11 protein-coding genes and 4 tRNA genes are annotated in these 13,196 nt (G+C 57.9%); 6 read left to right on the forward strand and 9 right to left on the reverse strand.

Annotated elements, in window-relative coordinates; genetic code table 11:
• Positions 1 to 33: 33 nt before the first annotated feature.
• Both PFAS1_RS03165 and PFAS1_RS03170 read left to right on the forward strand, forming a co-directional pair.
• Positions 34 to 2,115, forward strand: coding sequence for a carboxy terminal-processing peptidase (locus PFAS1_RS03165; RefSeq protein ID WP_198044948.1), 2,082 nt, complete (start codon positions 34 to 36; stop codon positions 2,113 to 2,115).
• Between the two features lie 149 nt (positions 2,116 to 2,264).
• On the forward strand, positions 2,265 to 4,055 hold the full coding sequence (locus PFAS1_RS03170; RefSeq protein ID WP_076028175.1) for a bifunctional diguanylate cyclase/phosphodiesterase: 1,791 nt from the start codon (positions 2,265 to 2,267) through the stop codon (positions 4,053 to 4,055).
• A 130-nt stretch (positions 4,056 to 4,185) separates the two neighbouring features.
• Here PFAS1_RS03170 and PFAS1_RS03175 read toward each other — a convergent pair whose 3' ends face one another.
• The 5 genes from PFAS1_RS03175 to PFAS1_RS03195 form a co-directional block, all read right to left on the reverse strand.
• Positions 4,186 to 4,605 (reverse strand): SEL1-like repeat protein, encoded by a 420-nt coding sequence (locus PFAS1_RS03175; protein WP_074878855.1) that lies wholly within the window; start codon positions 4,603 to 4,605, stop codon positions 4,186 to 4,188.
• Positions 4,606 to 4,977, reverse strand: coding sequence for a hypothetical protein (locus PFAS1_RS03180; RefSeq protein WP_003223109.1), 372 nt, complete (start codon positions 4,975 to 4,977; stop codon positions 4,606 to 4,608).
• Positions 4,974 to 5,315 (reverse strand): helix-turn-helix domain-containing protein, encoded by a 342-nt coding sequence (locus PFAS1_RS03185; protein ID WP_074880824.1) that lies wholly within the window; start codon positions 5,313 to 5,315, stop codon positions 4,974 to 4,976. Before PFAS1_RS03185 ends, PFAS1_RS03180 begins: the two co-directional genes overlap by 4 nt.
• Positions 5,316 to 5,424: 109 nt before the next feature.
• Complete coding sequence (locus PFAS1_RS03190; RefSeq protein WP_074878857.1) at positions 5,425 to 5,880, reverse strand: YkvA family protein; 456 nt, start codon at positions 5,878 to 5,880, stop codon at positions 5,425 to 5,427.
• A gap of 292 nt (positions 5,881 to 6,172) precedes the next feature.
• Entirely contained in the window at positions 6,173 to 6,889 is a 717-nt protein-coding gene (locus PFAS1_RS03195) for an FKBP-type peptidyl-prolyl cis-trans isomerase (protein WP_074878858.1), read from the reverse strand.
• A gap of 269 nt (positions 6,890 to 7,158) precedes the next feature.
• On the opposite strand from PFAS1_RS03195, the gene PFAS1_RS03200 reads away from it, so the two are divergent.
• Positions 7,159 to 8,967 (forward strand): di-heme-cytochrome C peroxidase, encoded by a 1,809-nt coding sequence (locus PFAS1_RS03200; RefSeq protein WP_076031487.1) that lies wholly within the window; start codon positions 7,159 to 7,161, stop codon positions 8,965 to 8,967.
• Positions 8,964 to 10,097 carry a catalase family protein gene (locus PFAS1_RS03205; RefSeq protein WP_076028176.1) on the forward strand — a complete coding sequence of 378 codons (1,134 nt, stop codon included), beginning with the start codon at positions 8,964 to 8,966 and terminating at the stop codon, positions 10,095 to 10,097. Before PFAS1_RS03200 ends, PFAS1_RS03205 begins: the two co-directional genes overlap by 4 nt.
• Positions 10,098 to 10,406: 309 nt before the next feature.
• Here the strand turns inward: PFAS1_RS03205 and PFAS1_RS03210 are convergent.
• From PFAS1_RS03210 to PFAS1_RS03225, 4 genes are all read right to left on the reverse strand, one after another.
• A tRNA-Asp gene (locus PFAS1_RS03210) sits at positions 10,407 to 10,483 on the reverse strand.
• A 19-nt stretch (positions 10,484 to 10,502) separates the two neighbouring features.
• A tRNA-Val gene (locus PFAS1_RS03215) sits at positions 10,503 to 10,578 on the reverse strand.
• 200 nt (positions 10,579 to 10,778) lie between these two features.
• A tRNA-Asp gene (locus tag PFAS1_RS03220) sits at positions 10,779 to 10,855 on the reverse strand.
• Positions 10,856 to 10,874: 19 nt separating this feature from the next.
• A tRNA-Val gene (locus tag PFAS1_RS03225) sits at positions 10,875 to 10,950 on the reverse strand.
• A 160-nt stretch (positions 10,951 to 11,110) separates the two neighbouring features.
• Between PFAS1_RS03225 and rdgC the strand changes: the two genes are divergently transcribed.
• Together rdgC and PFAS1_RS03235 are read left to right on the forward strand one after the other, a co-directional pair.
• Positions 11,111 to 12,031, forward strand: a complete 921-nt coding sequence (gene rdgC, locus PFAS1_RS03230) for a recombination-associated protein RdgC (protein WP_076028177.1) — start codon at positions 11,111 to 11,113, stop codon at positions 12,029 to 12,031.
• A gap of 146 nt (positions 12,032 to 12,177) precedes the next feature.
• On the forward strand, positions 12,178 to 13,143 hold the full coding sequence (locus PFAS1_RS03235; protein ID WP_076028178.1) for a bile acid:sodium symporter family protein: 966 nt from the start codon (positions 12,178 to 12,180) through the stop codon (positions 13,141 to 13,143).
• The last annotated feature ends 53 nt before the right edge of the window (positions 13,144 to 13,196 follow it).

Here is a 13,196-nt window from a genome sequence, read left to right on the forward strand (position 1 = left end):
ATGCGTGATCAATTGTCCCCGCGTCGAATCAGCATGAAGCATTTTTTTCCCAGCACCGCCCTAGCCCTGTTCATTGGTATCGGTCTGCTGCCGATGTCGACCCATTCGTTTGCAGCCAACAGCTGGGACAAGCTTCAGCCTGATCGTGACGAAGTGATCGCCAGCCTGAACGTCGTCGAGTTGCTAAAGCGCCATCACTACAGCAAGCCGCCGCTCGATGACGCACGCTCCGTGATCATCTATGACAGCTATCTCAAACTGCTGGATCCGTCGCGCAGCTACTTCATGGCCAGCGATATTGCCGAATTCGACAGGTGGAAAACCCAGTTTGACGATTTCCTCAAAAGCGGCGACCTGAACGCCGGCTTCACCATCTACAAGCGCTATCTGGACCGCGTCAAGGCGCGTCTGGACTTCGCCCTTGCCGAGTTGAACAAAGGCGTCGACAAGATCGACTTCAACGCCAAGGAAACCTTGCTGGTCGATCGCAAGGACGCCCCTTGGCTCAAGAACACCGCAGAACTCGACGATCTGTGGCGCAAACGCGTCAAGGACGAAGTCTTGCGGCAGAAGATCGCGGGCAAGGACTCCAAGCAGATTCAGGAAACCCTGACCAAGCGCTACAAGAACCAATTGGCGCGCCTGGACCAGACCCGTGCGGAAGATATCTTCCAGGCGTACATCAATACCTTCGCCATGTCCTACGACCCGCACACCAACTATCTGTCACCGGATAATGCGGAAAACTTCGACATCAACATGAGCCTGTCCCTCGAGGGCATTGGCGCCGTGTTGCAGAGCGACAACGACCAGGTGAAAGTAGTGCGTCTGGTGCCTGCCGGCCCGGCCGACAAGACCAAACAGGTCGCACCGGCCGACAAGATCATCGGCGTTGCCCAGGGCAACAAGGAAATGGTCGACGTGGTCGGCTGGCGCCTGGACGAAGTGGTCAAGTTGATCCGTGGGCCAAAAGGCACCGTAGTGCGCCTGGAAGTGATCCCGGCCAGCAATGCGCCGAACGACCAGACCAGCAAGATCGTCCCGATTACCCGCGAAGCGGTGAAGCTTGAAGACCAGGCCGTGAAGAAGTCGGTTCTCAACCTGAAACAGGACGGCAAGGACTACAAGCTCGGCGTCATCGAGATCCCGGCCTTCTACCTGGACTTCAAGGCCTTCCGTGCTGGCGATCCGGATTACAAGAGCACCACTCGCGACGTCAAGAAACTGCTGACCGAGTTGCAGAAAGACAAGGTCGACGGCGTGGTCATCGATCTGCGCAACAACGGCGGCGGTTCCTTGCAGGAAGCCACCGAGCTGACCAGTCTGTTCATCGACAAAGGTCCGACCGTTCTCGTGCGTAATGCCGATGGCCGGGTCGATGTGCTGGAAGATGAAAACCCGGGTGCCTTCTACAAAGGGCCGATGGCGTTGCTGGTCAACCGCTTGTCTGCCTCGGCTTCGGAAATTTTTGCCGGCGCCATGCAGGACTACCACCGCGCGTTGATCATCGGCGGCCAGACCTTCGGTAAAGGCACCGTGCAAACCATTCAGCCGCTGAACCATGGCGAACTGAAACTGACGCTGGCCAAGTTCTACCGGGTTTCCGGCCAGAGCACCCAGCATCAAGGCGTACTGCCGGACATCGATTACCCGTCGATCATCGACACCAAGGAAATCGGTGAAAGCGCACTGCCTGAAGCCATGCCGTGGGACACCATCCGCGCGGCCATCAAGCCTGCGGTCGACCCCTTCAAGCCGTACATTTCGCAGCTCAAGTCCGAGCATGACGTACGCTCGGCCAAGGACGCAGAGTTCGTATTCATCCGCGACAAACTGGCCCTGGCGCAAAAACTGATGACGGAAAAAACCGTCAGCCTTAATGAAGCCGATCGTCGCGCACAGCACGCCGATATCGAAGCCAAGCAACTTGCCATGGAAAACATCCGTCGCAAGGCCAAGGGTGAAGAACCGCTCAAAGAGCTGAAGAAAGAAGACGAAGACGCGATTGCGGCCGAGACAGACAAGACCAAGCCAGAAGACGATGCCTACCTGAGCGAGACCGGGCGGATTCTATTGGACTACCTGAAACTCAATACCGCAGTAGCCAAGCACTAAATGGTTACACGCAAGATGATGGCAATTTAATGCTGACGCTCCCCGGAGCGTCATCAAACAGTCATCATTCTGTCGTGAAATAAAGGACTGGGAGCCCCTCTTCATCCAAGAGAGTGCTCCCGGTCCTTTTTTTATCGCCAGAGAAAGCCATGACCACCACAGAACAGCTGAGTGCCTTGAGTTCCATACTGACTCAAAGCGGTTTGCACAGCTTGTTCCAGCCGATCATTTCCCTCTCCGAGCGACGTATTGTCGGTTACGAAGCCCTCAGTCGCGGCCCCTCCAACAGTCCGCTGCACTCTCCCCTCGCGCTGTTCGCCGTTGCCCGTCAGGCAGGCCGGTTGAGCGAGCTGGAAATCGCTTGCCGTCAAAGCGCCTGCCGACATTTCAATGAGCAGCAACTACCCGGCAAACTGTTCCTCAACGTTTCCCCTGAATCCCTGCTCGAAGCCGCCCACCAACCCGGGCGCACCCTGCAACTGCTGCAGGATTTCGGTATACCGCCAAGTCAGGTGGTAATCGAACTGACCGAACAGACCCCGACCGATGATTTCGAGCTGTTGCAAACCGCTCTGCATCACTATCGAGCGATGGGATTTTCCATAGCACTGGATGATCTGGGCGCAGGCTATTCGAGTTTGCGACTGTGGTCTGAATTGCGTCCGGACTACGTGAAGATTGATCGACATTTCATCGACGGCATTCACCAGGATGCCTTAAAGCGCGAATTTGTCGGCTCGATCCTGCAAATTGCCAAGGCCTCACGGGCACAAGTGATCGCTGAAGGTATCGAGTTGCCAGAAGAGCTCGCGGTGTTGACCGAGATGGGCGTTGATCTGGTTCAGGGCTATCTGCTCTGCCGCCCTCAAGAACATCCGCCTCGTGATGCCCGAGCCCTGATGCCCAAGCGGGAAAGCACTGCGGTGGCGTTGAATGATGAAGTCAGCGACCTTAGCGCTTTGCTTAACGACCAACCCGCAGTGGGTCGCGATACCCCGACCGCGACAGTGCTGGAAGCCTTTCGCCGCCAGGCCAACCTGAACTCCCTGGCGGTGCTCGACGAGCAAGGCCAGCCCTGTGGCATCGTCCACCGGCATTCGCTCTCCGATGCACTGCTCAAGCCTTTTGCCACCGACCTGTTCGCCCGCAAACCGATCAGCCGCTTAATGAGTGATGACTTCCTCGCCGTTGAGATGAGTCAGTCGTTGCAACAAGTGAGTCGCCTGATCACCAGCCGCGCGCGACAGCGCATCGAAGAAGACTTCATCATCACCCTCAACGGTGGTTACCTGGGACTGGGCCGGGTGATCGACGTACTCAAGCTGATTACCGAACTGAAGATCCAGCAAGCCCGTTACGCCAACCCGCTGACCCTGCTGCCGGGCAACGTGCCGATCCAGCAATGCCTGTCGCGAGTGCTGCAACAGCAACGGGAGTCGGTGATCTGCTACGTCGACATCGACAGTTTCAAACCCTTCAACGACATCTATGGCTACGGCCGTGGCGACGAAGTCCTGCTGTGCCTGGCGCAATGCCTGAATGATCGCGTCGACCCTTCCCGCGACTTTGTCGGCCATATCGGCGGCGATGACTTCCTGCTTGTACTGGGCCCGGAAGACTGGCGCAAACGCTTGAACCAGTTACTGGACGACTTCCAGAGCCAATGCCGACGCTTTTATCGCAGTGAACACCTGGAGGCCGGCTGCTTCATCGCGCCAAACCGTCAGGGTGTGCGCCAGGAGTTTGCGTTGTTGTCACTGTCGATTGGCGTGGTGCATTTACATCCACAGGCCTGTGGACAACTCGATGCCAGCCAGTTGGCGGAGATGGCATCGCAGGCCAAGCATCACGCGAAGAATGTGCCGGGCTATAGCGTGCATGTGATCGATAGTCTGGCGGTGCCAGCAGCCGAAGAAGAATTGCTCGTCGGGCAGCGGTGATCGGTCTGACGCCTTCGCGAGCAAGTCGAATCGTCGCACCGCCGCTCCCACGATTCAATCCCATTTCTTCTGGAGGAACTCGGTGAAATGTGGGAGCGGGCTTGCTCGCGAAAACGCCAGTTCTGCCAACTCAGATCGAGGGCGGTGCCTCGGAACCGCGAGCCGCCAACTCTTTCAGTTTAAGCTCCGCCAACGGATGCCCTGCTTTGGCGGCGATCTCCCAAAACCGCGCAGCTTCAACCGCGTCCGGCGCCTTGCTCGGCGTTCCCGCCAGGCTGATCACACCCACCTGATACGCTGCTTTGCCATCCCCCGCCAACGCCGCCAGGCGCAGCAATCGAACACCTTCCTCACGAGCCCCAAGGCCCACGCCGCGAAAGGTCAGGATGTGGCCATAGAAGCTCTGGGCACCAACATCCCCCAGGTTCGCCATGCGTGCGAACTGACCTTCGAGCCAGCTCCAGCCACGCGGCTGACGCACAAACCATGACCAGTGAAACAAGCGGCGAGCCAGCCAGTAGCTGGCCCGCGCCTTGAGTTTTAAAAACACTCAGGCCTCCGCCGATTCCGGGTACTCGTATTCGAACACCCGCACCACTTCCGAGGCATGCCAGGACGCAGCGGCCACCCCATCGGACGGCCCGGAGAAACGCCCCAGACGCTCGACACATTCAAAGAATCCGGTGCGCGGCAGGCGGCTGGCGCCCTGGCTGATCACCAGCGAACTGCGCAATGGCTGCTCGGCCTTGGCGTCCAGCGCGGCCAGGTGCTCAAGGGCGGCGGTCAAGGTTTGCATGGCCGGTGTGGGTAATTGCAAACGTTCAAGTAACGCCCGGTATGTCAGAAGATGACGCTGGCGCCGTGCCTGATCCAGTTCGCCTAGCAACCCGTCCCAATGTTGACGACTGATGCGTACGCTCACGATTCATCCCTCCACCCTGGCACCGTCAATTCCCAGGCCAGGCTGCGGCGAATCGCAGCGTCGGGTAGACGCTCGCCACTTTCGATCAAGGCCAGATAAGACGGGCTGATGCCTACCGTGCGGGCCAACGCCTCGATGGCGATGCCCTTCCCTTCGCGCAAACTGCGTAATTGATCCAGCCCCGGAAGAATCTGGTCTGGTGTTGCCGCCGGACGCTCTGGGGCGACCCGAGGCGGTTGTTCATTGATGCCTGCTGCTTTCAGTAGAGCCTGATACTGAGCCCATGGAAGAACCGCATACTCGGGCTCTCCTTCGCGTGTAATTATCTGAATATCCATGACTACCCCGTAGGACAACAACACTTAGCGAGTCGGCACTTTTCCCTAGAAGTGTAATCCTAACAGCGGCCAAGGTCGCGGGGGTATCAATGGATGAGACTGAATCAGTTCAGTTTTTTTTCGGACCCTGAAGTTGAAGTTGTTCGGGTGTATCGGGCAGGCGTTCGACCACCGCAAGCTTTTCCGGTAACTGACGCTTGCGCCAGGCGCGGAAGGCGTTGAGTTCATCGTCGAGAACCTTCATCAGCCAAGCCAGCACGGCGATGTCATCGAGCATGCCGAACACTGGAATGAAGTCCGGCAAGGCATCCAGCGGACTGAGGAAATACATCAGGCCTGCCACCACCGATATCAGCGCTTTGGGGCTGATGGACCGATACTCGCCGCGCCAGTAAGCCAGGCAGAGTGCCTGCAGCAGGCGTAGATCATCCTTGATCTTGCCCAGCCGATTACCTTGGCTGGCACCTTTGCTGGCTACGGCGAAGAGCAAGGTCGGCAAACGTCCGCGCGCGAGCAGGCGTCCAGCCAGAGGCAGGAAACGAGCGAAATTCCAGGGCGTTTTCATCATTTCTCCCGCTGAAATGTTATCCACACAAATTGTGGATAACCTTGTGAACAGAGCTGCATTTCATGGCTGAAAGCCCCGATTCATAAGGGCCTGACTCAGATCGGGCGTTTTTTACTCACATAAAAAAACCCAAGATTTCATTGACTTGGCGCTTTGGCGCGGCTAGCGCGGGCGCCCTCAATGGCTAAGACTCCAGCCTATAGCATCCGTTCGCTTTGTTTACCTTCGCCGAACGCCAGATGCAACAACGCCCCGCATAAGCGAGGCGTTGTTTTTAAAGCAGACGCTGTTACTTGGCAGGAGCGTCTTGTTTTGCCGGATCCTTGATTGCCAGCAGTTCCAGGTCGAATACCAGCACCGAATTGGCTGGAATCGCCGGGCTTGGGCTTTGGGCGCCGTAAGCCAGTTCGCTAGGGATGTACAGTTTGTACTTCTCGCCAACGTGCATCAGTTGCAGGCCTTCGACCCAACCCGGAATCACACCGCTGACCGGCAGATCGATCGGGCTGCCACGTTCGACGGAACTGTCGAAAACAGTGCCATTGGTCAGGGTGCCGGTGTAGTGAACGGTCACTACGTCAGTCGGCTTAGGCTGTGCGCCATCGGCTTTCTTGACCACTTCGTACTGCAGGCCCGAAGCGGTGGTGGTTACACCGGCTTTCTTGGCGTTGTCTTCGAGGAATTTCTTGCCAGCAGCTGCCGACTCTTCGCTCATTTTGGCCATACGCTCTTCGGCACGCTTTTGCAGTGCTGCGAAGGCTTCGACCAATTCATCGTCCTTCAGCTTCTGTTCTTTCTTGCCGACGGCATCTTCGATGCCTTGGGCTACGGCTTTGGAGTCCAGATCATCCATGCCTTCCTGAGCCAGGCTCTTGCCCATGTTCAGGCCAATCCCGTAGGAAGCTTTTTGCGCCGGGGTTTTCAGCTCTACGCTGGTCTGCGAATCACAACCCGCAAGTACCAGGCCAACCAGGGCCACCGCCGCCGCCAACCGATGCTGTTTCATGCTATTTCCTTGTTCATGCGCCTAAAGGGCAATCGAGTAAAGCCGCGAGCTTATCAGGCCGCCACGACCAATGGCTACCGGCATGAGAGCAGGAAACTTCTGATAAGTTCAGGTGTTTTAACGCATTTCGGGGAATGGACCGATGAAGCTTCTGTCATCTTGAGCTCACAAGGACCGATAGCAGAACCCCGGCATCTGGCGTAATGGCCTCTTGCCGCACTTCAGCTGCTGAGGCATAAGGGAGCTTCAAATCAACAAGGATGTTCATCTTGCGCCTCTTCTTTCGCTTGCTGGTTCTGTTCGCAGTCCTGCTGGGGCTGGGCCTCGCTGTGGCTCTGTACTACGTCGCCAATCCGAAACTGCCAGTCTGGTCTCCCGTGGAGCAAGTGCATTACCTGGAACAATGGAGCGCCAGCGATCGCGAGACTTACTACTTCACACCCCAGGGCACTCAGGTCAAAGGCTTGCGCTATGACTGGTTCAAGGCCCTCGAATTACCGTTCTCGCAACAGCGATTCGCCGCCCCCGAATACCTCGCCCGCTTTGGTTTTCTGGTCGACCCCAGCCAGAAACCCACACTGAACAACCCCGGCAATCTGCCCGTAGGTTTTGCCCGTCATAAGAACCCTGGAAGCCAGGACGAGTTTCTGGACATTACCTGCGCCGCCTGCCACACCGGGGAACTGCGCTTTAACGGTCAGGCTGTGCGCATCGATGGCGGTTCGGCGCAGCACGTTCTGCCCTCCAGCGTTCCCACGTTGCGCGGCGGCAGTTTCGGACAAGCGCTGGTAGCGAGTCTGACGTCGACTTACTACAACCCATGGAAATTCGAACGTTTCGCACGCAACGTATTGGGCCAGGACTACGATGCCCGGCATCAACAACTGCGCAAGGACTTCAAAGTCTCTCTCGACACCTTCTTGAAAGTGGCCTGGAACGACACCCATCGCGGGCTCTATCCCACCGAAGAAGGCCCCGGTCGCACCGACGCTTTCGGGCGCATTGCCAACGCCAGTTTCGGCGATGCGATTTCCCCCGCCAACTACCGTGTGGCCAACGCTCCGGTCGACTATCCGCAACTGTGGGACATGTGGACCTTCGACTGGGTGCAGTGGAACGGTTCGGCGCAGCAACCGATGGCCCGTAACATCGGCGAGGCCCTGGGAGTGGGCGCCACGCTGAGTTTCTTCGACGCTGACGGCCAGCCGCTTAAAGGAGACGACCGTTATCCGTCCAGTGTCCGCTTGCGCGATCTGCACCTGATCGAACAAACCCTGCAGCGGCTCAAACCACCAGCCTGGCCGGAAGCACTGCTGGGCGCCATCGACAAAACCCAGGCCGCAAAAGGTCGTGAGTTATTCACCGAGAACTGCGCCGGCTGCCATGTACCTCGAACGGTCCAAAGTGACGGGCGCTGGGTGCAACATTTGAAAATGCTGCCCGTGGAGTTCATCGGCACCGACCCGGGTGCGGCCAATAACATCGCCGACCATCGCTTCGACCTCACCGCCTTGCAATGGGACCCGGCAGAGTTGGCGCAGCTAGGTGTTCAGTTGCAGCCGACGCCCACTGAATCGCTGGATTTGAGCAAGCTCTCATCGGCTAAGGGGTTGGCCTACGTCACCGCTTTCGTCGGAAACCGGGCCTACCGTGACGCAAACATTCCTGCGGCCGAACGACCGGACATGGATGGTTTCGGCCTGCCGATTGGCGTGCGCGAATTGCGCGCCTACAAGGCGCGACCATTGGCGGGAGTCTGGGCAACCGCACCGTTTCTGCATAACGGTTCGGTGCCGAGCCTTTATCAGTTGCTCTCACCCCAGGATGAACGCGCAACCACCTTCTACAAAGGCACTTTCGAGTACGACCCCCGGCACCTCGGCTATCGCACCGAGGCCTTCACCAATGGCTTCATGTTCGACACACGCATCACCGGCAATCACAACAGTGGCCACGAATTCCGCGCAGGCAAGCGTGGTAACGGCGTCATCGGTCGCCTGCTGCAACCAGAAGAGCGCTGGGCGCTGCTGGAGTATCTGAAAGTGTTGGGCGGCCCATTAGAGGCACAATTGCCATGAGCAGACTCTGGATGCGTTTTGGCACCTTCCTCGGCAAAACCCTGCTGTGGTCGCTGGGCTTGGGATTGCTCGCCTGGGCGTTTGCCGCCGCATGGTTCGCCTGGCAGCACCGCGGCCCTGTCTCGGCTGAAGAACTGATTCCCGATGGCGAATCAGCGATGACCCGAGACATCATCCAGACAGCCGTGCGCATCGTCGATCAGCACCGGGAAAGCACCCGCTACCTGCGTGACGCCCATGCCAAGGCCCATGGCTGCGTGAAGGCCGAGGTTCAGGTGCTGCCGGATCTGGCAGGCGAACTGCGTCAGGGTGTGTTCAACGAACCCGGCAAAACCTGGCAAGCGACGATGCGGCTGTCCAACGGCAATGCGTATCCGCAATTCGACAGCATCCGCGATGCCCGGGGCATGGCAATCAAATTGCTCGATGTGCCTGGCAAACAGTTGCTGAGCGATCGCCAAGGGCACAGTGAACAGGACTTCGTGATGTTCAACCATCCGAACTTCTTTGTCAGCGATGTCGCTGAGTATCGTCAGAATGTGGCTGCTCAGGCTGATGGCAAAAAGGCGATGGCGTTCTTCCCGGGTTGGGACCCGCGCACGTGGCAAGTCCGCCATCTGTTTATTGCGTTGGCGACGCTCTCCCCTGCCCCGGCAAGCCCGACGCAGACCACTTACTTTTCGGTTTCGCCGTACAAGTTCGGTGAAGCCAACGCTAAATTCCGCGTGATGCCGGATCCTGATAGCTGTCCGGCCTACACGCTGCCCACGCAAAATCAAAACCTGCCGAACTTCCTGCGCACTGCGCTGAACCAGCAGCTGTCGACCGATCGGGTGCCAGCCTGTTTCGTACTGCAGATACAGCGCCAGGATCCGACCAAATACATGCCGATCGAAGACACCAGTATTGAGTGGCAGCAACGCGATGCTCCGTTCGAGACCGTGGCGCGGATCAAAGTACCCGCCCAGGACTTCGATACACCTGCGCTGAACATGCAATGCGATAACCAGTCGTTCAACCCGTGGTTTGGCCTTGAGGCTCATCGCCCCATTGGCGGCATCAACCGGTTACGCAAAGCCGTGTATGAAGCAGTCAGCGACTACCGCCACAGCCGCAATGCTGAACAATAGGCAAGGCAGAAACGAAAAAAGCGACCCGAGCAGGTCAATGCCTGTCAGTTCAGGCGCACAACTTGTGGGAGCGAGCCTGCTCGCGATGACGGCGGTACATTTAGCATCAATGTTGGCTGACCTGCCGCTATCGCGAGCAGGCTCGCTCCTACAGGGGTTGCCGTGTTCAAGTCCTAACTGACGGGCATTACCCGAACAGGTCGCTTTTTCAGTGGATTCGCTACAAAGCCAAACCCCAGACAGCAAAAAGCCCGCATTAAGCGGGCTTTCTGTGGTGACCTGGCGTTCAGCGTTCCAGGTGACCGAATATGGCGCAGCGGACGGGACTCGAACCCGCGACCCCCGGCGTGACAGGCCGGTATTCTAACCGACTGAACTACCGCTGCGCGTAGCGTTGAAAGTAAGTGGTGGGTGATGACGGGATCGAACCGCCGACATTCTGCTTGTAAGGCAGACGCTCTCCCAGCTGAGCTAATCACCCTTTACCTTCGTTGCGGGGCGCATTGTGCCACAGATTTTCATAAAGTGTTGATTTAATTGAATAATTCTTCAAAAAAATCTGAAAACCCATAAAACGACGCGACCTGCAGGAACAAATTGCAAACTTTTGACAGAAAAAAACCCGCGTTAAGCGGGCTTTTCCGTGGTGACCTGGCGTTCAGCGTTCCAGATAACCGAATATGGCGCAGCGGACGGGACTCGAACCCGCGACCCCCGGCGTGACAGGCCGGTATTCTAACCGACTGAACTACCGCTGCGCGTAACACTGGAAGCGAATGGTGGGTGATGACGGGATCGAACCGCCGACATTCTGCTTGTAAGGCAGACGCTCTCCCAGCTGAGCTAATCACCCTTCACTTTCGGTGTGGCGCGCATTCTACGGAGCGACCACATCTCTGGCAAGCACTTTTTTAATTAATTTTTTCAGGCCTTCCAAAGGCTTAGAGAAGGGTTGGCCTATGGCGCTGCGAAGAGAATAATGCCCCCCTTTGTATAAAGGAGAGACTCGCCCCATGTGGTTCAAAAACCTGCTTATCTATCGCCTGACCCAAGATCTGCCTTTTGATGCCGAGGCGTTGGAAACTGCACTGGCGACCAAACTGGCGCGTCCATGTGCAAGCCAGGAGTTGACCACCTACGGTTTCGTCGCGCCCTTCGGCAAGGGCGAAGATGCTCCGCTGGTGCACATCAGCGGCGACTTCCTGCTGATCGCTGCCCGTAAAGAAGAACGCATTCTGCCGGGCAGCGTCGTGCGCGATGCGGTAAAGGAAAAGGTCGAAGAGATCGAAGCCGAACAAATGCGCAAGGTCTACAAAAAAGAGCGCGACCAGATCAAGGATGAAATCATCCAGGCCTTCCTGCCGCGGGCCTTTATTCGTCGTTCGTCGACTTTCGCTGCTATCGCGCCGAAACAGGGCCTGATCCTGGTCAACTCGGCCAGCCCGAAACGTGCCGAAGACCTGTTGTCCACCCTGCGTGAAGTCATCGGCACGCTGCCGGTACGTCCGCTGACCGTGAAGATGTCCCCTACCGCGACCATGACTGAATGGGTCACTACCCAGAAAGCCGCGGACGATTTCTTCGTGCTGGACGAGTGCGAGCTGCGCGACACCCACGAAGACGGCGGCATCGTGCGTTGCAAGCGCCAGGACCTGACCAGCGAAGAAATCCAACTGCACCTGAGCACCGGCAAAGTGGTTACTCAGCTGTCGTTGGCCTGGCAGGACAAGCTGTCTTTCGTTCTTGACGACAAGATGGTGGTCAAGCGCCTGAAGTTCGAAGATCTGCTGCAGGACCAGGCGGAACAGGACGGTGGCGAAGAAGCCCTCGGCCAACTGGACGCCAGCTTCACCCTGATGATGCTGACCTTCGGCGACTTCCTGCCGGCGCTGGTTGAAGCGCTGGGTGGTGAAGAGACTCCGCAGGGGATCTAAAAGGTAAAAAGTTATCACTGTGGGAGCGAGCCTGCTCGCGATGGCGTCATCACGATCAACATGTATGTTGACTGTGAAACCGCTATCGCGAGCAGGCCCGCTCCCACATTGGTTTTGTGGTGTTACTCAAGAACAAGGATCAGGCCATGCGCGCACTGCCTGCATTGAGTCGTTTTGTCGGCAACACCTTCGCTTACTGGGTATTGATTTTCGCCGTCGTGGCGTTCCTGCAACCGACCTGGTTCATCGGCCTGAAGGGCGCGATCGTGCCGCTGTTGGGCCTGGTGATGTTCGGCATGGGCCTGACCCTCAAGCTCGAAGATTTCGCCGAAGTCGCTCGCCATCCATGGCGCGTGGCCTTGGGCGTGGTTGCGCATTTTGTGATCATGCCCGGTGTGGCGTGGTTGCTTTGCCAGGCTTTCCACTTGCCGCCGGAGATCGCTGTCGGCGTCATCCTGGTCGGCTGCTGCCCTAGCGGCACCTCGTCAAACGTTATGACCTGGCTGGCCCGCGGCGATCTGGCGCTGTCGGTGGCCATCGCCGCTGTCACCACCCTCCTCGCCCCGCTTTTGACCCCGGCTCTGATCTGGCTGCTGGCCTCAGCCTGGTTGCCGGTGTCGTTCATGGAGCTGTTCTGGTCGATCCTGCAAGTGGTGCTGCTGCCGATCGTGCTTGGCGTGGTTGCCCAGCGCCTGCTGGGTGATCGGGTTCGCCACGCGGTAGACGTGTTGCCACTGGTGTCGGTGGTGAGCATCGTAATCATCGTCACAGCCGTGGTGGCCGCCAGCCAGACGAAGATTGCCGAATCCGGCCTGCTGATCATGGCCGTGGTGATGCTGCACAACAGCTTTGGCTATCTGCTGGGTTACTTCACCGCAAGGTTGTTCAAATTGCCACTGGCCCAGCGTAAATCCCTGGCACTGGAAGTCGGCATGCAGAACTCCGGTCTGGGTGCAGCGCTGGCCAGTGCACACTTTTCACCGCTGGCGGCGGTGCCGAGCGCGTTGTTCAGCGTCTGGCACAACATCTCCGGGGCGCTGCTCTCGACATATTTCCGCCGGATGAGCGAGAAAGAAGATCGGGAAACGGCGGCGCAGCAGGCTATCGACTGATCCGAAAACTTGATCCCCGGGTTAATGATGGGCAATCTATTGCAAAACGCGAG

Origin of the sequence: Pseudomonas frederiksbergensis (assembly GCF_001952935.1) — a bacterium.
GTDB classification, from domain to species: Bacteria; Pseudomonadota; Gammaproteobacteria; order Pseudomonadales; family Pseudomonadaceae; genus Aquipseudomonas; species Aquipseudomonas frederiksbergensis.